At 67.9% G+C, this 19625-nt stretch carries 17 protein-coding genes; 7 read left to right on the top strand and 10 right to left on the bottom strand.

Annotation, left to right across the window (positions count from 1 at the left end; all coding sequences use genetic code 11):
* Positions 1–5 precede the first annotated feature (5 nt).
* Genes L1081_RS30145 through L1081_RS30130 form a run of 4 tightly spaced genes read right to left on the bottom strand, consistent with a single transcriptional unit; the run spans position 6 to position 3259 of the window.
* Positions 6–422 (bottom strand): Rid family hydrolase, encoded by a 417-nt coding sequence (locus tag L1081_RS30145; protein ID WP_489417151.1) that lies wholly within the window; start codon positions 420–422, stop codon positions 6–8.
* Positions 412–1557 (bottom strand): alanine racemase, encoded by a 1146-nt coding sequence (locus L1081_RS30140; protein WP_489417150.1) that lies wholly within the window; start codon positions 1555–1557, stop codon positions 412–414. The genes L1081_RS30145 and L1081_RS30140 overlap by 11 nt, the downstream gene beginning before the upstream one ends.
* A gap of 14 nt (positions 1558–1571) precedes the next feature.
* Positions 1572–2558: a tripartite tricarboxylate transporter substrate-binding protein gene (locus tag L1081_RS30135; protein ID WP_489417149.1), complete on the bottom strand. Its 987-nt coding sequence runs from the start codon at positions 2556–2558 to the stop codon at positions 1572–1574.
* A gap of 26 nt (positions 2559–2584) precedes the next feature.
* Positions 2585–3259, bottom strand: coding sequence for an HAD family hydrolase (locus L1081_RS30130; protein ID WP_478079318.1), 675 nt, complete (start codon positions 3257–3259; stop codon positions 2585–2587).
* Positions 3260–3331: 72 nt separating this feature from the next.
* On the opposite strand from L1081_RS30130, the gene L1081_RS30125 reads away from it, so the two are divergent.
* Positions 3332–4258 (top strand): LysR substrate-binding domain-containing protein, encoded by a 927-nt coding sequence (locus tag L1081_RS30125; RefSeq protein WP_489417148.1) that lies wholly within the window; start codon positions 3332–3334, stop codon positions 4256–4258.
* A gap of 98 nt (positions 4259–4356) precedes the next feature.
* Here the strand turns inward: L1081_RS30125 and L1081_RS30120 are convergent, their stop codons facing one another.
* The 6 genes from L1081_RS30120 to L1081_RS30095 form a co-directional block, all read right to left on the bottom strand.
* Positions 4357–4920, bottom strand: coding sequence for a thioredoxin family protein (locus L1081_RS30120; RefSeq protein WP_489417147.1), 564 nt, complete (start codon positions 4918–4920; stop codon positions 4357–4359).
* A 15-nt stretch (positions 4921–4935) separates the two neighbouring features.
* Complete coding sequence (locus tag L1081_RS30115) at positions 4936–5319, bottom strand: hypothetical protein (RefSeq protein WP_489417146.1); 384 nt, start codon at positions 5317–5319, stop codon at positions 4936–4938.
* A gap of 170 nt (positions 5320–5489) precedes the next feature.
* Complete coding sequence (locus tag L1081_RS30110) at positions 5490–6092, bottom strand: DsbA family protein (RefSeq protein WP_489417145.1); 603 nt, start codon at positions 6090–6092, stop codon at positions 5490–5492.
* A 17-nt stretch (positions 6093–6109) separates the two neighbouring features.
* Complete coding sequence (locus L1081_RS30105; RefSeq protein ID WP_489417144.1) at positions 6110–7450, bottom strand: MFS transporter; 1341 nt, start codon at positions 7448–7450, stop codon at positions 6110–6112.
* Between the two features lie 34 nt (positions 7451–7484).
* Positions 7485–8264: an aldolase gene (locus L1081_RS30100; RefSeq protein WP_489417143.1), complete on the bottom strand. Its 780-nt coding sequence runs from the start codon at positions 8262–8264 to the stop codon at positions 7485–7487.
* A gap of 189 nt (positions 8265–8453) precedes the next feature.
* Positions 8454–9326 carry a LysR substrate-binding domain-containing protein gene (locus L1081_RS30095; RefSeq protein WP_489417142.1) on the bottom strand — a complete coding sequence of 291 codons (873 nt, stop codon included), beginning with the start codon at positions 9324–9326 and terminating at the stop codon, positions 8454–8456.
* A 151-nt stretch (positions 9327–9477) separates the two neighbouring features.
* Between L1081_RS30095 and L1081_RS30090 the strand changes: the two genes are divergently transcribed.
* The 6 genes from L1081_RS30090 to L1081_RS30065 all read left to right on the top strand — a co-directional run bounded on the left by L1081_RS30090 (position 9478) and on the right by L1081_RS30065 (position 19605).
* Complete coding sequence (locus L1081_RS30090; protein WP_489417141.1) at positions 9478–10011, top strand: TetR family transcriptional regulator; 534 nt, start codon at positions 9478–9480, stop codon at positions 10009–10011.
* A 71-nt stretch (positions 10012–10082) separates the two neighbouring features.
* Entirely contained in the window at positions 10083–10811 is a 729-nt protein-coding gene (locus L1081_RS30085) for an SDR family oxidoreductase (RefSeq protein WP_489417140.1), read from the top strand.
* A gap of 238 nt (positions 10812–11049) precedes the next feature.
* Positions 11050–16293 (top strand): AAA family ATPase, encoded by a 5244-nt coding sequence (locus L1081_RS30080; protein WP_489417139.1) that lies wholly within the window; start codon positions 11050–11052, stop codon positions 16291–16293.
* A 20-nt stretch (positions 16294–16313) separates the two neighbouring features.
* Positions 16314–16979: a response regulator gene (locus L1081_RS30075; RefSeq protein ID WP_489417138.1), complete on the top strand. Its 666-nt coding sequence runs from the start codon at positions 16314–16316 to the stop codon at positions 16977–16979.
* Positions 16980–17138: 159 nt separating this feature from the next.
* Positions 17139–18152 (top strand): ATP-binding protein, encoded by a 1014-nt coding sequence (locus tag L1081_RS30070; RefSeq protein WP_489417137.1) that lies wholly within the window; start codon positions 17139–17141, stop codon positions 18150–18152.
* Positions 18153–18276: 124 nt separating this feature from the next.
* The gene (locus L1081_RS30065) at positions 18277–19605 is read left to right on the top strand and encodes an MFS transporter (protein WP_489417136.1); all 1329 of its coding nucleotides are present in this window, start codon (positions 18277–18279) and stop codon (positions 19603–19605) included.
* Positions 19606–19625 lie beyond the last annotated feature (20 nt).

The following is a 19625-nucleotide window of genomic DNA, read 5'->3' as shown; positions in this document are numbered from 1 at the left end:
CCCATTCACGCAAGCGCCATCGCCTCCACCTCGACCTTGAACCCGAAGTGCAGCGGCCCGGTCGGCACGATAGCCCTGGCCGGGCGCGATGGTCCGGCCCACTGCGCGTAGATTCTGTCGAACGCCGGCCAGTTGGCGATGTCGTCGAGGTAGACCCTTACATGCAGCAGCCTGTCGATGCCCGAACCGGCCGCAAGCAAAGCGGCCTGCACGTTCGCCAGCGTCTGCGCCACCTGGGCTTCGAACGCCGCATCGGCCAGGCGCTCGCCGGCCGGCGTGATCGGCAGTTGCCCGGCGATGAAGACCATGCCGCCGCCCACGGCGGCATGGCTGTAGTGGCCGCCCGGCCTGGCCAGTGCGGGCACCGCGACATAGACCGGGCCCGACATATTGCGGGGTTCAGCGGCGTTCTCACCAGCCATGGAAACGCTCCCAGGTTTGCACCGTCCCGTCCTCGGCCAGCGCCTGGTACGCGGGAAACTGCGCGCCGGTGGCACAGGCATGGTTGGGCAGGATCCGCAGCCGGGTTCCGGCCGGGAAGCGCGCCACGATGTCCGGGTCCGCAGCGCCCTCGCGCGACAGGATGCCGTGCTCCTGGTTGGCGGCCGACAGCAGGTAGCCCTCGATCGGCATCCCGTCCACGGTGCACACCTGGCCATAGCCGTAGTCGCGCTGCTGCTTGCCCGTGCCCCGGTCGCGGCTCATGGCCATCCAGCCGGCATCGACGATGGCCCAGCCCTTGTCGGCCTGGTGCCCGATGACGGTGGTGAGCACGCTCAGCGCGATGTCTTCGGTGCTGCAGACGCCCACGTTGCGCATCACCAGGTCGAAGAAGACATAGACCCCGGCGCGCAGTTCGGTCACGCCCTCTAGCGACGCAACTTCCAGCGCAGTTGGGGTGGAGCCGACCGACACGATGGGGCACGGCAGGCCCGCGGCGCGCAGGCGTTCCGCAGCCTGCACGCAGCCGGCGCGTTCCTGCTCGGCCAGGCCGGCCAGGGCCTCGGGCGTGTGCAGTTCGTAGCTGGAGCCCGCATGCGTGAGCACGCCGGCCAGGCGCATGCCGCCCTCGTGCAGCACGCGGCCGACCTCGAGCAGGAGGTCCTCGCCCGGCTTGATACCGGAGCGGTGGCCGTCGGTGTCGATCTCGATGAGCACCTCGAAGGCGTGGCCGTGCGCGCGGCCGTATTCGGCGATGGCCCGCGCGCCTTCGACGCTGTCGGTCAGGATCTGCAGCGCGCAGCCGCGCTGGCGCAGGTCCAGCGCATGCGCGAGCCGGTGCCGCGCCATGCCGACGGCATAGAGGATGTCGGTCACGCCGCGGGCGAAGAACTGGTCGGCCTCCTTCAGCGTCGACACCGTGATGCCCGCCGCGCCGGCGGCAAGCTGGGCCGCGACCACATCGGCGCATTTGCTGGTCTTCACGTGCGGGCGAAAGCGCACGCCCAGCGCATCGGCCTGCTGCTGCATGCGCGCGATGTTCCGCTGCATGCGCGGAAGCGACACGATGGCGGCGGGGGTGTCGATCTCGGCAAGATTTGAAGGGTTGTTCTGCATGTTGTTCTTTCGGATCAGTCCAGGTATTGGCCCTTGGCCTTGAGGGCCGGCACGTCGTCGCGGATGCCGCGCGCGATGAGCGCGGTGACGGCCGCGGGCGTTGCATCGGCGGGTGCGGGCAAGTCGACGCCCAGTCCTTCCATCTGCTTGCGCAGCGCCGGATCGGCGACCGCCTGCTGCAACGCGCCGGTCAGCTTGGCGAGCACGGGCTGCGGCGTGCCGCGCGGGGCGAAGAAGGCATTCCAGGAGCGCACATCCAGCGCATGGCCGCCTTCCGCCGCGGTGGCTGCTCGCGGCAGCTGCGCGAGGCGCGTGCCTGACAGCACGGCGATGGCCTTGATGCGCCCACCGGCGATCTGCGGCAGTGCGGTGGTGGTCTGGTCGCACATGAAATCGGTCTGCCCGCCCATGAGGTCGTTGACCGCCGGCGCGACGCCCTTGTAGGGCACGTGCGTGGCGTTGTGGCCGAGGGAAGACAGCAACAGCACGCAGCCATAGTGCGAGATCGACCCCACGCCCGCGCTGCCGTAGGAGGCCTTGTCCTTGTGCTTCGCCAGCCAGGCGCTGAACTCGCGCAGGTCGTTGGCCGGCAGGTCGGCCCGGGCCAGCAGCAGCATCGGTGCCGCGCCTGCGGGGCCGATGGGCGCGAAATCGGCGACGGGGTCATAGGCCAGTTTCTTGTACAGCGCGAGGTTGGCCACGTGCGTGCCAATGCCTCCGAACGAGATGGTGTAGCCGTCGGCGGCGGCCTTGGTCGCCTTCGTCAGGCCGATGACGCCATTCGCGCCGCCGAGGTTCTCGATGACGATGGGCTGGCCCAGCGGCGCAGCCATCTTCTGCGCGACGGCGCGGGCCAGTGCATCGCTGGGGCCGCCGGCGGGGAAAGGAACGATCAGGGTGACCGGGCGGTTCGGAAACGCCTGTGCGAAGGCGCCGGACGCGGCCAGCAAGCCGGCACAGAGGGAAGCAAGGCTGCCGGCCAAGCGAAGAGAGCGGATCATGGGCAGTCCTGGAGTGGTGGGTTGGATCAGGAAGCGGCCGGTCGAAAGCCGCGCAGCCATGGCAGCGCACCATCGAGCGTGGGCGATTCGACTTCCGCCAACGGCGCGCCTTCGGGCCGGGCGAGCCCGACACGGTTGTGCCAGTAGGTGCGCAGGCCGACGCTGGCGGTGCCGAACATGTCGTAGCCTGATCCGGCAACGAAGGCTGCCTCGGCCGGCTGCACGTCCAGCCGCTCCAGGGCCAGCCGGTAGGGCCTGGGATCCGGCTTGTAGAAGCCTGCCTCCTCGGAGGTCACGACCACGTCCCAGTCGATTCCCAGGCGTTCGGCGGCGCGCTGGCCCAGGCGCCGCGAGCAGTTGGTCACCACGGCCAGCTTGCAGTGGGGCTGGAGCGCCCGCAGCAGTTCGGTGGCGCCGCTCCATGCGGGCAGCTCGTCCCAATGGTCGTCCAGCGACTGCGGGGCGCTCGCGGGCAATCCCACGGTGGCGGCGGCCTGCCGCACCAGGTCTTCGTAGGGCACGTAGGCGCCGCAGCCATAGGTGAGCCGCAGGTATTCGGCGCGCCAGCTGCGGCCCATCTGTTCGGAGCCGGCCGCCGCGTTCCAGACGGTCCACGAGTCGAGCAGCGCAGTGAGCAGGTCGAACAGCACGGCCCGGGGATAGCGTCCGGCCGCGGCATTGGGGGTCGAAGTGTTTTGCATGGCGCTCACTTTAGGTGCGCCAAGGCGTCTTCGAGCTTCACTCTTTCGTCATCAATAGTTAAGCTCTGCTGAATGATGCAGATCGAAGACCTTCGCCTGGCTGCCGCGCTGCTGCGCGAGAGCTCGCTCAGCGCGGCTGCGCGCTCGCTCGGTGTCACGCCGCCCGCGCTGTCGATGCGCTTGCGCAAGCTCGAGGCCTCGCTGGGCCTGGTGCTGGCCAACCGCACGTCGCGCAAGCTGCACCTGACCTCGGAAGGCGAACGGTTCGGGCGCGAGGCCTATGAACTCCTGCTGAAGTTCGACGGCTTGCGAGAATCCCTGCAGCGCGACGACCGGCGCCTGAGCGGAACGCTGCGGGTGGCCGCGTCCTTCGGCTATGGCCGCACGCATGTCGCGCCATGGCTGTCCCGTTTCTCCCGCCTGCATCCGGCCCTGCGGCTGCAACTGGACCTGCGCGAAACGCCGTGGCCCGACAAGCACGATTCCGACGCGGTGGTGCACGTGGGCGCGGTGCGCGACTCGTCCTGGGTGGCGCATACGCTCGCTTCCAACGAACGCTGGCTGTGCGCGAGCCCCGGCTACCTGCGCGAGCACGGCACGCCCCGCAATCCGGCGGACCTGGCCTACCACGCCTGCATCTGCATCCGCGAGAACGACGAGGACGTGACGCTGTGGCACATGCGGCCCGCGGGCAGCGGCGCCCGCAAGAGCGAGACGCTGCGCATCAACCCGGCGTTCGTCAGCAACGACGGCAGCGTGGCGCGGCAGTGGGCCGAGGATGGCCTGGGCATCGTGCTGCGCTCCCAATGGGATGCCGCCGAAGCGCTGGCCGCCGGCCGCCTCGAGCGCGTGATGGCGGACTGGGAATTTGGCGCCGCCCCCGTGGTGGTGCTCGTGCCCACGCGCAAGGGACGCAGCGCGCGGGTGCAGGCGCTGGTCAGTTTTCTTTTGGAAGCGGCGGGTCGATCGGACGGGCGCGGCGCCGGGTCGCACCCGTGAATCCGCGGGCGGTGATGCATTGGCAGCTCACCGGATTGCGCACTTCATGCGCGAAGCCGCCCGCAAGGAAGAGGAGCGCGAACCAGAGCTTCTTCATCTCAGCTTCCCGCTGCCGGCGCCGGTTCGGCCAGCAGTGACTGGATCTTTTTCTCGGTGGTGCCGTAGCTGCCTTCGCCAAAGTGCGAATAGACGATCTTTCCCTGCTTGTCGATCAGGTAGACCGCAGGCCAGTACTGGTTGTTGAAGGCCTTCCAGGTGGCGTAGTGGTTGTCTTGCGCGACGGCATGCTTGATCTGCAGCCGGCTGATCGCGTCCTGCACGTTCCTGGTGGACTTCTCGTACGCGAACTCCGGCGTGTGCACGCCCACGACAACGAGGCCCTGGTCCTTGTACTTCTCGTTCCACGCCTTGACGTAGGGCAGGTGGTTGAGGCAGTTGATGCAGGTGTAGGTCCAGAAGTCGACGAGCACGACCTTGCCGCGCAAGTCTTGCAGCTTCAGGGGCTGCGAGTTGAGCCACTTGTCGATGTTCTGGAACTCGGGCGCGATCTGCGCAGCGCTGGAGGGAATGTCGCCTCCAGATGTCGGTGCCGCAGCGGTGAGTATGCCGACCGAGGCCGCAACAGCCGCCACGCCGATGAGCACGTTGGATCTCATGGTCATGGTGAGCTCCGGCGTTCAGCGCAAGGTGACGCCGTCGGCGATGCCCGCCTGGCGCGTGGGGAGCACCCCGTGGATACCGTATTGGGCAGGCACCCGGCTGTTGACGAAGGCCTCGACATAGAGGTTCTGGCCTGGCGCGTGAGCGAGTGCGCGGGCTTCGGACTGCACTGCGGAGCGGTCGAGCGGGGAGGCCAGCGCCGCAACCACACCTGAGGAGGCGCCATCGGAATAGGGATCGGCGGCGTGCGCAGCGGCGACAGCCTGGGCGCGAACGTCGCTGCGGCTGAGCGTCGAGTGCGTCTGCAACACGCCTTGATATTCCTCGGCATGGGCTTGCGCTCCAACGAGAGCGGCAAGGACCGAGAACGAGGCAGCACTGGCAATGCGGGAGAACTTCATGGTGATTCCTTGGTAGTGAAGTGAGCTTGGGTAGGGAGCGAATGAATTGTTCGCTGCGCTCTCCCCTTCCGGCGCACATTGCGTATGCCTATGTGTCAGCCCTGGAATTGCACACACTACGTTTCCAAGTCGCCGAAAAAGGGCCGGGCATTCAGCCGGCCGACGCGCGCTCAATCGGACTTCGCCAACGCTTCTTCGAGAAAGTCCAGGCGGTCTTGTCCCCAGAAGAGCTCATCGCGGAAGACGTAGCTCGGCGAGCCGAACACCCCTGCGGAAACCGCGCGGTCGGTCAGTGCGGCGTAGGAGCGGGCCACCTCGTCGGTGCGCGCCTGGCTGATCAGAGCCTGGGCGTCGAGGCCGCAGGCTTGCAGGATATCGGCGAGTGTCTGCGGACTCGAGATGTCCAGGTCGGCACACCATTGGGCGTGCAGGATGGCCTTGTAGAGCGGCACGACGTCGTGGCCCGCGGCGCCTGCCGCGATGACGATGCATGAGGCCAGCGTGGCATCGGGGCACATGAACTTCGGATGCGGGTTCACATGAATGCCAAGGCGCCGGCACCAGCGCCGCAGTTCCGCCACCCGGTAGGCCTGCCGCTCGGGTGCGCGCAGCGGCAGCAGCACGCCACCCGTGCGCGCGTACACCGCCGGCAGGTCCACAGGCATGTAGCGGACCGTGGCGCCGTGCCGCTGCGCCATGGCAGCCAGCCGGTCGGCACCCAGATAGGCCCAGTCCGAGTTCATCCAGAGGTAGCAATCGATGGACTTCTTCATGGTGGAGTTTCCCTGCATCACACGGTGGGCTTCACCAGCGGTTTTGCAAAGCCTGCAAAGCGATCGCTGCCGTGCATCTTGAATGCACTGATGCACGCCACCACGCCAAGCGCACCCAGGTACCACGTCACATAGGCCGGCGATCCGTTGCCCTTGGACAGCAACCATGTCGCCACGATCGGCGCGAGCCCGCCGCCAATGGCGCCTGAAACCTGCACGGCCAGCGAAATGCCCGTGTAGCGCACCTCCGGCGGGAACTGGCTCGAAAAAAGGCTGCCCTCGGGCCCGTACAGGCAGGCGTAGACCAGGCCGATGGCCATCACCGCCGCCGCGTTGATCCAGAAGACTTCACGGGTGTGCAGGAAGTCGAAGAACAGCGGCGCGCATGCCACGATGCCGGCGGTTCCGATCATGAAAACCCACTTGTGGCCGATCCTGTCGCCGAGCATGCCGCACACGGGCATCATGACCAGTGCCGCCATCGCCCCCCATATGGTGGCGTCCAGCATCACGGTGCGCGGGATGCCGAGCGTTCCGGTGGCATAGGCGAGCGCGAAGGTCACCGTGGTGTAGAACCATGTCACCTCGGCCAGCCGGGCGCCGACGACCACCAGCGTTTCCCGAGGGTATTTCCGCAGCACCTCGACCACGGGAATCCCGACCTTCCTGCCGCGGTTTTCCATCCGCTCGAAGTCCGGCGATTCGGCTACCTTCACGCGGATGAACCAGCCCACCAGCAGCAGGATGACGCTGGCCAGAAACGGAATGCGCCAGCCCCAGGACAGCATGTCGGCCTCCGGGAGCTTGGCGACCGCGCCCATCGCGAGCGAGGAGAGGATGAGCCCCGGCGCAACGCCGGCCTGCGGCAAGCTGCCGAAAAAGCCCTTCTTTCCCGGCGGTGCGTGCTCGACCGCCATCAGCACCGCGCCGCCCCATTCACCGCCCACGGCGATGCCCTGCAGGAACCGCATGATCACCAGCAGCACCGCAGCCCAGTAGCCGATGCGGTCGTACGAGGGAATCAGCCCGATCAGGATCGTCGGAATGCCCATCATCAGCAGCGTGATGAGCAGCATCGACTTGCGCCCCACCCTGTCGCCGAAATGGCCGAAGACGATGCCGCCGAGCGGCCGCGCGAAGAACCCGACGGAGTAGGTTGCGAACGCCGCCATGGTGCCGGTGATCGGATCGAACGACGGGAAGAAGATCCTGTTGAAGATCAGCGCCGCGGCGGTGCCGTAGAGGAAGAAGTCGTACCACTCGATGGTGGTGCCCATCATGCTGGCGAGGCCGGCCGTCACGTAGCCCTTGCGGGCGCCGGTGGTCTCGCTGCCCGCGGGCTCGTGCTGTGTGTTCATCGTTCTGGCCTTGGGTGAGATGGATGAAAGGCGATCAGCGCACCGGCTGGGGCAGCGACTTCGCCTGCCGGCACCAGTAGTTGAACGTGGCGTTCACGATCGGCGGCTTGAGCAGGTAGTCGTGCGCCTCGCGGGCCAGGGCATCGTCCACTTGCGTGAGCGCACCGTATGCAGCCTGGGCGCGCAGTTGCAGGCGCGCGGCGCGCTCCAGGTAGACCGACAGGTAGGTCGCCTCTTCGATCGTCTGGCCGGCCGTGAGGTAGCCATGGTGCGCGAGGATGATGGCCCGCTTTCTGCCCAGTGCCTCGGAGATCAGGACGCCTTCGTGGTCGGCGATCGGGACGCCCGGCCATTCGCCCAGGAATGCGCAGTCGTCGTGCAGGGGCGTCATGTCCATCTGGCAGATCACCAGCGGTTGCCGCGCCGCCGCCAGCGCCGATGCCCATGGCGAGTGGGTGTGCACGATCGAGTGCACGTCCTGCCGCGCGCGATAGACCCACAGATGAAAGCGCGTGGCCGGGTTGGCCATGCCGTCGCCGGTGAGCGTATTCAGGTCCTGGTCCACCTCGATGAAGTCGTCCGGCGTGGCTTCATCGAAACCCAGCCCGAAGCGCAGCGTCCAGTAGGCGTCGGGCCGCTGCGACCGTGCGCTGATCTGGCCAGCCAGGCCGGCCTCCTGCCCGGTCATGGCAAGGATGCGGCAGGCGTCGGCCAGCGTTTCCCTCGCCGTGCGAGGCGCATCCTTGAGGTGTCGTGCCATCTCGCGCGTGGCACGGTCGTCGAAGTATTCCTTTGTCCGCAGATCGTCTCTCATGTCCTGTGCTTTCGTGGTGGTCGGGCGGCCGGCGGCGAGGGCAGGTTTGCCCGCTGCGCGACCGCTGCGGGCGAGTATGGGAGAGGGGGTTGCCTGCAAGCCATGCAGCAGCCTGCATAGCTGCTATGCGGCCTGGACCGGCAGGGGCGCACCGCCGCGCGCCGCATGCCGGCCACTGCCTGCGCGTGGCTATCCAGCCATCTCCACCGCGGTGGCGATCAGTTCCTGGACCAGCGGTGGCACGGGCCTGTCGCAGCGCACGATCGCCACCACCCTGCGCCGCAGCACGGGCTGCAGGATGGCCACCTTGCGCAGGCGGTGATCGCCCAGCAGCTTGTCGGGAATGCGCAGCGGGAGAATGCAGGCACCGACACCCGAGGCGACGAGTTCCAGGAGCGCATCGACCGTTTCCGCTTCGGCCACGAAGCTCGGCTCGAGGCCGCTGCTGTGGATCATCCGGCGCAGCACGTAATGCGCCGGGAAGCCCACCAGCCGCGGCAGCTCGCGCGTCAGGTCGATGGTGCTGCCGATGGCGTCCGCTTCCTGCACGACCAGGCACATGTCGTCGTCGAACAGCGCCGCGGAACTCAACGCCGGCGAAGCCACGGCGGTGTCGTAGACAAAGCCGGCATCCGCCTTGCCGCTCTCCACCAGTTCGACCACTTCCGGCGAGCTGCGCCCCATGAGGGAGAGGTTGGCGCCCTCGTGGCGGCTCACGAATCGCGCCACCACGTCACCCATGAAGTAGTAGCTCAGCGTGTGCACCGTGGCGAGCCGGACCGTGCCCTGGGTGATGCCCTCGCGGGTTCGCACCAGGTCGAGCGCGGCGTCGATGGTGCGATAGCTGCCCTGCGTCAGGTCGCGCAGCTTGCGGCCTGCGAGCGTCAATTCGACGCCGCGTCCGGTCCGCAGGAACAGCGGCTTGCCCAGGTGGGCCTCGAGCGCGGCCAGCTGCCGGCTCAGGCCGGATTGCGTCTGATCGAGGTCTTCCGCCGCACGGGAGAGCGACCCGAGCTCGGCGATCCTCAGGAAATAGCGAAGTTGGCGGTCGAAGCTGTCCATGCGGGTCCGGTGGCAGAGCCCGACAGTACCACCGCGGCCGGACCCGAAGGTTCCGCGATCTGCAGTTGTTGACCAATCCATCAAAAACACCTAGATTCCGGCCATGCCAAGACCTCGCGAATTCGACCGGGATGCGGCCCTTGACAGGGCGATGAAGCTGTTCTGGGAGAAGGGCTTCGCCGCCACTTCGACGGACAGCCTTCTCGCAGAGATGGGAATCGGCCGGCAGAGCCTCTACAACGCCTTCGGCGACAAGCGCCAGTTGTACCTGGAGGTGCTGCGTTCGTATCAACAGATGTCGGTCGGCGGCCACTTGAAGCGGCTCAATGAACCGGCATCGCCTTTGGAAGGAATCCTCGAGCTCCTGAGCGGCCTCGCGGCCAAGGATCGCAAGATCCGGGCGCTGGGCTGCTTCGGCGTGAGTTCGATCGGCGAGTTCGGTACCTCGGACCCGGAGTTGCGGCGCCTTGGCGAAGCCGCCGGCGCGCTGCTGCGTGGCCGGATTGCCGAGCGCATCCGGGAAGGCCAGGCGCTGGGCGAGATCGACCCGGGTTTCGAGGCGGAAGAAGGCGCCGCATTCGTGCTGATGTCCATGATGGGATTGCAGGTCACGGCAAGGGCCGGGGCCGGCGTGAAAGACATGCAGCGGCTTGCAGCTTTCGCCGTGGAGCGCCTGAAGGCATAGTTTTTTTGGATCCGCAGGAATGCGGTTTTTTTTGGTTTGTTATTGATCGATCAGTCAATAAAAGGACTTTCATGAAAAGCGCAGGCAAGACTGCACTCGTCTTTGGCGGCTCCCGCGGCATTGGCGCAGCGGCGGTTCAGCGGCTGGCCGCCGACGGCTACGCCGTCGCATTCACCTACGTCTCCCAGGCCGGCAAGGCCAATGGGCTTGTGGCGTCGATCGAGACCTCCGGCGGCAAGGCACTTGCCATCCAGGCAGACAGCGCAAACCCCGAAGCGATTCGCCAGGCCGTGAGCCAGGCGGTGGATTGCTTCGGCAGCATCGGCGTCCTGGTGGTCAACGCCGGGTTGCTGCGCATGGGCACCATCGACGCGGTCAGCCTGGAGGACCTCGACCTCATGCTGGACGTGAATGTGCGCGGGGTCTACCTCGCGATCCAGGCCGCGGTTCCCCATCTGCAGGATGGGGCCCGCGTGGTCACGATCGGCAGCAACGTGGCCGTTCGCACCGGCATGGCCGGCACGAGCGTCTACCAACTCACGAAGACCGCCGTTGCAGGGCTGGTCAAGGGGGTGGCGCTCGACCTGGCCCCACGCGGAATCACCGTCAACAACATCCAGCCGGGGCCCACACGCACCGACATGACGGCGGGTGCGATCGACATGCTGGTGGAACGCAGCCCGCTCGGGCGGGTCGCCGAGCCCGAGGAGATCGCGGGGCTCGTCTCGTACCTGGCGCGCGACGAGGCCCGCTACGTCACAGGCTCCAGCATCACCATCGACGGAGGCCTCACGCTCTGACCAGGGCTGAAACGCCGCTGGAGGCCGGCTGCGGCAATCGGGGTCTCGCATCGACCACCATGCCTAACAACGCCTAACACACGCCAACGCGCCCGACCGCCTTCACGCGGGTATTTGCGCTCCAATAGATACACGGAGCGAAAGGACACCGTCTCAAGACCATGCCGAGCAGCGGACCGGGGCGTCCGGATCGCACAGAGGCGCGTCCAGAACCGAACCTCCTTCGGAAGCTACCCCCATGCGACAAGAAGAACTCAGTGAGCGCCGCCAGGCAGAGATCCTGGACAGTACCCTTTACGTCGATCGCGCGGAAACCGAGCCCGCTCACGGAAGCCCGCAGATTTTTCCTGCGGCACGGGAGACCGCCGAACAGAAGTTCTCCGGCGCAGGCCTGTTTTCACGGGAATTCCACGACCTGGGCACGGGCACGCCACGGCTGGAACGCGCCGACGCCGACGGCTGCGCATCCTGGCTCGTTGCAGGGCGCGGCCAGGTCGCCCCGGCCACACTGGCCACGCTCCAGCGCGAATATGCGTTCCGTGGCGCCTTGCACGAAGACTGGGCGGCGGTGCCGATGGCGCTGGTGCCGCACGGCGAAGGGGCCCTGCTGGTTCTCAAGGACCCGGGCGGCGAACTGCTGCGCCGGACCGCCCGCCCCGTGTGCGACACGGATGCGTTCATTGCGCTGGCACTCCAGCTCACCGCCGCCGTGCAGGCCATGCACGCGGCAGGCGTGATGCACCGCGCGCTGACGCCCGATCGCCTGCTGTGCACGCCCGGCGCAAATGCGTACCTGACGGGGTTCGGCTACGCAGCGCGGCTCGATGCGCACAACGGCGTGCCGGCCGACGGCAGCCTGGCATGGGACGAGGAAAGCTTCGACTACATGGCGCCCGAACTCGGCGGGCGCATGAACATTCGCGTCGATGCACGCGCCGATCTTTATTCGCTCGGCTGCATCCTCTACGAACTGCTGGCCGGCAGGCCCCCCTTCCAGGGCGAAGACGTTGCGGAACGGATCCACGCGCATGCGACGCAGAAGCCCCGCCCGCCCAGCGAGCTGCAGGAGGGCGTCCCCGCGCAACTGTCGCTGCTGGTCCTGAAGCTTCTCGAGAAAGCGCCCGACCACCGCTATGGCAACGCTGCGAGCGTGCTCGCGGACCTGCGCCGCTGCGAGACGCTGCAGCGCCAGCAGGGGTGCATCCCGCCTTTCGCGCTCGACGCCCACGCCACGCTGCACAGGATGCTGCGCACGCAGCAGCTGCTGGGCCGCGATGCCGAGCTGCAGGCGCTGGACGCGCTCTACCGCGAAGTCGCCGGTAGTGCGCGATCGCGCGTGGCCTGGGTCTCGGGCCCATCGGGCATCGGCAAATCGATACTGCTGCGCGAGGCGGTGGCGCGCATCCAGCAATCGGGCACGCCGCTGCTGGCGGCGGTCAAGAGCGAGGAAGGCAGCCTCGGCAGGCCCTACGCGGTGCTGGTGCAGGCGCTCGAGCAGCTGCTGCAGTTCGTGCTCGGCTGCCCCGAGGACGAATTCGCGATCTGGCAGGACCGGATCCGCGAGGCGACGACTGCGGTCGATCGCACCCTGGCCGGCTTTCTTCCCTCCCTGGCCGTGGTGCTCGGCCCGCAGGCCGAGACGCCTGAAGCACCGGACACCGCACCGGCACTCGAACGGGAACGCGTGCTCCACGGCATGGCACGCCTGCTGGCCTGCTTTGCAACGACCGCGCGCCCCCTGCTGCTGTGGCTGGACGACCTGCAATGGGCGGATGCGGGAACATTGCAGGTTCTCGAGCGCCTGCTTCACCAGTACCCCGACAAGGCGCTGCTGCTGGTCGGCGCGTTCCGCACCCAGGAGGTGGACGCGAATCATCCGCTGCGCGCGGGCCGGCTCGCCGAAGTGCCCGACTCGGTGGCCGTGGAACTCGGCCCGCTCGACGAGGGCGCCCTGCGCGAACTGATTGCGCTGGCGTTGCAGCAGGACGCCGATGCCCTCGGGCCGCTCGCCGAAGTGATCGGCCGCAAGACCCGGCGCAACCCGTTCTTCACCCAGCACCTGCTCGGGCTGCTCGCCGATGACGGGCTGCTCGCCTACGACGCGCAGGCCGCGGCCTGGCGCTGGAGCCTGGAGCGCATCGCGGCCCATCCGGGCATCGACAACGTCGTCGACCTGCTGGCGCGCCGCTTCGAACAACTGCCGGGCCCGACGCAGTCCGTGCTGCAGCTGTTTTCCTGCCTCGGCCACCGCGCTTCGGGCGAAGCGCTTGCCATCGCTACGGGCCTGGTTCCCGGCGCCGATGCACTGCGCAGCCTCGAGGCGGTGCTCGAGGCGGCAGTGCAGGCCGGCAGCGCCTGCCGCGAGGACGGCGACTGGGTGTTCTGCCACGATCGCTTCCGCGAAGCGGCCTACGCCTCGATTCCGCTCGAGGGGCGTGCACCGCTGCACCTGCAGATCGCGCGCCGCCAGCTCGCGCACCCGGCCACCGCCGCGCAGGTCTTCGCGATTGCCGGGCAGGCCAATCTCGCGCGGCCGGTGGTCGACGTTCCCCACGAGCGGCGCCGCTTCGCCAGGCTCAACCTCGAGGCCGGACGCCAGGCCAAGGCCGCAACGGCGCACCATTCGGCCCTGGGCTTCTTCCGCGCCGCGCTCGACTTCCTCGGCGAAGACGATGCCAGCGAGGATGGCCTGGCCGCGCGCGCATCGTGCGGCGAGGCCGAATTCATGACCGGTGCGCTCGAAGCCGCCGAGGCGCGCCTGGCGGCACTGGAGCAGGTGGCCGGCGACGGCATCTTCGGCGCAGACCTGGCGCGCCTGCGCGCCGCGCTCTACACCACGCTCGGCCGCTTCGACCTGGCGCTGGGCGTCGGGCTGGCGTTCCTGCGCAAGTCGGGCATCTACGTGCCGATGCAGCCCGACGACGCCGCGGTCGATCGCGAATACGCGCAGCTCCAGGCCTGGCTCGACCGCCACGGCATGGACGCGCTGCGGCAGCTGCCGGTCGCGACCGATCCGCTGCGCCGCGCCATCACCAACATCTTTGCCGACCTCATTCCGCCGGCGCTGTACACCGACCAGAACCTGGTCGACCTGATCCTGCTGCGCATGACCAATCTCGGGATCGTGCACGGCCACACGGATGCCTCGGCGGACGGGTACGTGTGCATGACACAGGTCTTCGGCGTGCGCTACGGCAACTACGCCGCCGCGCGCGAGTTCGGCGCGCTGGCACTGCACCTGGTCGACGAGCGCGGCCTCGCCCGCTACCGCGGCCGCGTCTACATGGCCTTCGGCACCATGATCGTGCCGTGGACGCAGCCCGCCCGCGCGGCACGCGACTACATCCGCCGTGCCTACAAGGTCCTGGTGGAGACCGCGGACCATACCTTCGCGATCTACTGCGCCCCCAACGAGGCCTCCGGCATGTTGTTCGCGGGCGAATTCCTGGGCGAGGTGCGCGACACGGTCGAGCGCGGTCTCGGCATCGCGCGCGACGCGAATTTCCAGTTCGTGGTCGATGCGCTGCTGTCCCACAAGCTGCTGCTGGCACGGCTGCAGGACGGCACCCGCGGCGACCCCCGCGAAGAGCCGCGCCTGCCCCAGGAAAGCGCGCCGCCCACGCTGGTGGACTTCGAATACTGGGTGTACCGGCTCGAGGGCGCACTGCTGTGCGGCGAGCTCGCGGAGGCGCTCGAGGCCCGCGGCCGCGCCGAGGCCTGTGCGTCGGCAGGACGCACCTTTGCCGAAAGCGGCGAGCTGCCGTACTACGGCGCGCTGGCGCTGCTCGCGCTGCCCGCGCGCGATGCCGCGCAGCAGGCGGCGCTGCAGCGCGACGTGGACCAGCTTGCCACCTGGGCCCTGGCCTGCCCCGACAACTTCTCGGCCCGCTTCGAGCTGGTGCGCGCCGAGCTGGCCCGGGTCGCCGGCAAGCCGCTCGAAGCGAGCCAGGCCTATGCGCACGCGGTGTCGCAGGCCCGCCGCAACGGCTTCACGCAAGTCGAGGCGCTGGCCGCCGAATTGGCCGCCGCATTCCACGCCAGCCGCGGGGATGAACTGTCCGCGCACGGCAACCTGCGCTACGCACGCGGCGCGTGGCAGCGCTGGGGCGCCACGGCCAAGGTGCGGCAGCTGCAGGCCGCCCATCCCGCGGTGTTCGAGCAGGACGCATGGGCGCCCGCGACGAGCCGCCTGCAGGCGCTCGACGCGCAGGCCGTGCTGCGCATCTCGACAGCGCTCGCGAGCGACATCGTTCCCGCACGCCTGGTGGAAACGCTGCTGCGCACCGCACTCGAGAGTGCCGGAGCGGGTTACGGCACGCTGACGCTGCTGCGCCAGGGCGCCTGGCAGGTGCGCGCGCAGGCGCAGGTGCTGGATGGCGCCATCTCGGTGACGCAGGAGCCGGTCGCGCTCGGCACCGATACCTGCCCGGTATCGATCGTGCAGTCCGTCGCGCGCACCCAGCAGCGCATCGTGGTGGGCGATGCGCGCGAGGAGCCGTCCCTTGCCCAGGACGACTACGTGCGCCGCCGGCGGCCGCGCTCGGTGCTTTGCGTGCCGTTGATGCGCCATGCGACCCTCATCGGCGTGCTGTACCTCGAGAACAGCCTCGCAGCCCACGTCTTCACGCAGTCCAAGGCCGAGGTGCTGGAAGTGATCGCCTCGCATGCGGCCTTCGCGCTGGAGAACGCCCGCCTGTACGAGGAGCTGCTCGAACAGAACCACCAGCGCGCCCTTGCCGAAGAAGAACTGCGGGGGGCGCTCGCGGAACTCGAGCGCGCGAGCCGCCTGAAGGCCATGGGCGAGCTGGTGGCGTCCATCGTCCACGAGATCGGGCAACCGATCGCGGCCGTCGACACCTCCGCCAGTGCCGCGCTGCGTTGGCTCGATCGCAGCACGCCGGACATTTCCGAAGCGCGCGAGATGCTCGTTCACATCAGCAGGAGCGCACTGCGGGCCCGCACCATCATCCAGGGCCTGCGAGCCAAGGCGCGCAAGGCCGAGCCGCAGTTTGCGGTGTTCGACCTCAACGAAGCACTGCGCGAAGCGGTGACGCTGGTCGCAGGTCCGCTCGAATCGCTGGGCATCATGCTCGAGCTGCAGGGCCTGGACTCGCCGGAGCCGGTCTACGGAGATCGCGTCCAGCTGCAGCAGGTTGCCGTGAACCTGCTGATGAACGGCGCCGAATCGATGACGGGGCTCGAGCACGGCGCGCGGCGGCTGCTGCTGGCGTGCGCGAGCGACCAGGAAGGCCGCGTGCGCGTCGCGGTGGACGACGTCGGCACCGGCATCGGTGCCGAGGACGCCGACCAGCTGCTGCAGCCCCTCTTCAGCACCAAGGCCAACGGCATGGGCATGGGCCTGGCGATCTGCAAGTCGATCCTCGATGCGCACGACGGGACGCTGGCCCTGCTGCCGCGCGAGACCGCGGGTACGCGTGCCGTATTCACGCTGCCGCGCCCGGATCCGGCGAAATCGGCCTGAACCGAATGCGAGCGACGCCCATGCATCCTGCCATCGATATCTCCACACCCTTGCAGACGGACCAAGACACGCGCGTGGTCTACATCGTCGACGACGACGAACTCGTGCGCAATGCGCTCGGCAGCCTGCTGCGCTCGATCGACCTGGAGGTCCGCACCTTCGCTGCCACCGAGGAATTCCTTGCCGCACCGCGGGCCGGCGGCCCTTCCTGCCTGGTGCTGGACGTGCGCCTGCGCGGCCAGAGCGGCCTTGCCCTGCAGCAAACCCTGCTGCAGTCCGGCCGCGCGCCGATCCCCATCATCTTCATGACCGGCCACGGCGACATCGCCATGACCGTGCGGGCGATGAAGGCCGGCGCCATGGACTTCCTGAGCAAGCCCTTTCGCGACCAGGACATGATCGATGCCGTCACCGCCGCGCTGGACAAGGACGCCAGGCGCCTGGCGCTCGGGCACTCGCTGCATGCCTTGCAGCTGTGCTGGGACTCGCTCACGCCGCGCGAGCGCGAGGTGGTGCAGCATGTGGCCGCGGGGCTGATGAACAAGCAGATCGCCGCCCGCATGGGCATTGCCGAGATCACCGCCAAGATCCATCGGGGCCAGGCGATGCGCAAGATGAACTCGCGCTCGGTCGCGGAGCTCGTGCGCAAGATGGAAGCGCTCGGCCTCCTGCAAGGCACGCACTGAGCACGCTGCTCGGCATGGCGTCCTCGCCGTCCACACGGACGCATGGCGACGGCAAACCTTCGTAGGGGTTGGCCGAACGCTGGTGCAATGGTGCGCACGCCCTTCCCCGTGATGTCATCTCTTCCGTACCGGCCGTTGCGCCGGCGAACGGAGAACGAGATGACCTGCAGCCCCTTGAAGTCCATCGGCACCACCCATCCGAACACCGCCAGCGGCATGGCACTGGCCGCGGCGCGCGCGCTCGCCGTCCTCGCGCTGGGGCAGGACACGCATGCTTCGGCGCTTGCGTCCACGGCCCGCACGATCAGCGACAGCGCGCCGTGGCTCCTGTGCATGTCGCTGCTCGCCGGCCTCGCGCTGGCTGCGGGGTTCCTCGGGCTCAAGCTGCGGGCCCACCATGCGGCTGCGGCGCGCCTGGCCAGCACGCTGGAGCACGTCGGCAGCGACGCCCGCCTGCCTGCGCTGGACGAGAACGGTTCGGCCGGCATCGCCCGGCTGGCGCGCGCGATCGACACGCTGCGCCGCCGGCAGGCCGAGCGCGAGGCCCAGCACCTGGACGTGCAGGCCGGCTATGCACACGACCTGCGCACGCCGCTCACCCGCATGGGTCTGCGCTGCGAGATGCTCGAAGACTCCGAGGCGCGCGAGGCCATGGAGCGGGATCTCGCCGAGATGCGCGAGCTGGTCGAGGGCAGCATCGCCTGTGCGCGGATGCAGCACAGCCTGGCCGAGCCGCTGCAGCGGGTCGATGCCGATGGCCTGATCGGCAACCTGGTGCGCGACTACCGCGACGCGGGCCGTGCGATTGCGCTCGACGGATCCATCGGCCAACCGGTGGTTGCGTGCCCCCTCGCGCTGCGGCGCGTGCTCGCCAACCTGATCGACAACGCGCTGCGCTACGGCACGGACGTGCGTGTCTGCGCCCGCGTCGATACGAAGAGCCTCGTGCTGGCAGTGGTTGACTCCGGTCCGGGCATCCGGCCGGCGCAGCTCGACGCCGTCCTTTCGCCCTGGGTGCGGGGGCAGCAGCCTCAAGAGGGCAAGCCCGGGTCCGGCCTCGGCCTGGCGATCGCCCGGCGCCTGGCGCAGGCCATGCAGGGTGAGCTGCATCTGGAGAACCGCCGCAGCGGCGGGTTCGAGGCACGGTTGACGCTGCCGCTCGTGGTGGCATGACGCGGAAACGGATGCGGGCCCCGGCGGGCAAGGCGCCGCCCACTGCGTTATGCGGTGTTAGATTACGGGCCCTCCCGGGCCATGAATCAGTTCTTTCCATTGAAGAACAAGCAATCAAAAAGAAATGGAAAGATCAATCATTCAGGAGATCAACGAGAAATCCATGAATGGATTTCAATGGTCCGTGGTCCTGCTTTGCTTCATCGTCAGCATGATCGACGGATTCGACGTCCTCGTGATGGCCTTCACCGCATCGGCCGTCGCCGACGATTGGTCGCTCAGCGGCGTGCAATTGGGCTACTTGCTCAGTGCGGCCCCGATCGGCATGGCATTGGGCTCGCTTTTTCTCGCGCCGTGGGCCGACCGTCGGGGGCGCCGGCCATTGATCATCGGCTGTCTCGCCATCGTGGGTGCGGCGATGACCGGCTCGGCCTACGTGGCTTCTCCGATCGAATTGGGTGGGCTGCGGTTCAGCACCGGCGTCGGCATTGGCGGCATCATGGCCAGCAGCTATGTCATTGCCGGTGAGTTTGCGTCGAGGCGATGGCGGGGCCTGGCAATAGGGCTCCAGTCCGCCGCATTCTCCACGGGTGCAGCCGTTGGTGGATTGATCGCCGTGCAATTGATTCCCGACGCGGGCTGGCGAGCGGTTTTTCTGTGCGGAGGCCTGATGACTCTGGCCGCCCTGCCAGTGATGCTGGCCTGGCTTCCGGAATCCATCGATTTCCTGGCCTCCCGGAAATCGGCGGCTTCGCTGCACCGAATCAACCGCATCCTGCCCAAATTGGGATTGCTGAAGCTCGAGAGCCTGCCCGATTCCGGCAGAAAGGAAACAGCTGCTCAGGCCTATCTGAGGGATTTGTTCGGGCGCGACATGAAGGCAGTGACCCTGTCGATCTGGGGCGCCTTTTTTCTTGCCTTTCTCGGTTTTTATTTTGTCTTCAGCTGGACGCCCAGGCTGCTCGCGACGGCTGGCCTGTCGGGCTCGCAGGCAATTTCGAGCGGCGTGCTGCTGAACGTGGGCGGGATCCTGGGCGCGGCATCGGTGGGCCTGCTGGCGGCGCGCTTTCCGCTCGATAAAGTCTTGACGGTCTGCATGCTGGTCAATGCGACGCTGATGGCGGCATATTCCCATCTGCTCGCCAATCTGGCCCTCGCCTTCGCCGTCATTTTTCTGATCGGCTTTTTCTCGAATGGCTGTATCGCCGGTCTTTTTGCATTGACGCCCTCGCTCTACCCATCCACCCAGCGCGTCACGGGGCTTGGCTGGGCGATCGGATTCGGGCGAATCGGTGCAATTCTTGCCCCCACGCTCACGGGCGTGCTGATCGGTGCGAATTGGCGCCCCAGCCATTTGTTTCTGCTGTTCGGCACTTTCTTCGTCTTGGCGGCATCTCTCATCACGCTGACGAATACCAGAAATGCGATCGCGTTTTCGCACCAGGACCGCTGAACGTCTGGCTGTAAACTCCG

Source organism: Variovorax sp. MSC1_012, from assembly GCF_023667525.1.
In the GTDB taxonomy this organism is placed as follows: Bacteria; Pseudomonadota; Gammaproteobacteria; order Burkholderiales; family Burkholderiaceae_C; genus Variovorax; species Variovorax beijingensis_B.
This window is presented reverse-complemented; position numbering and strand designations above follow the sequence as displayed.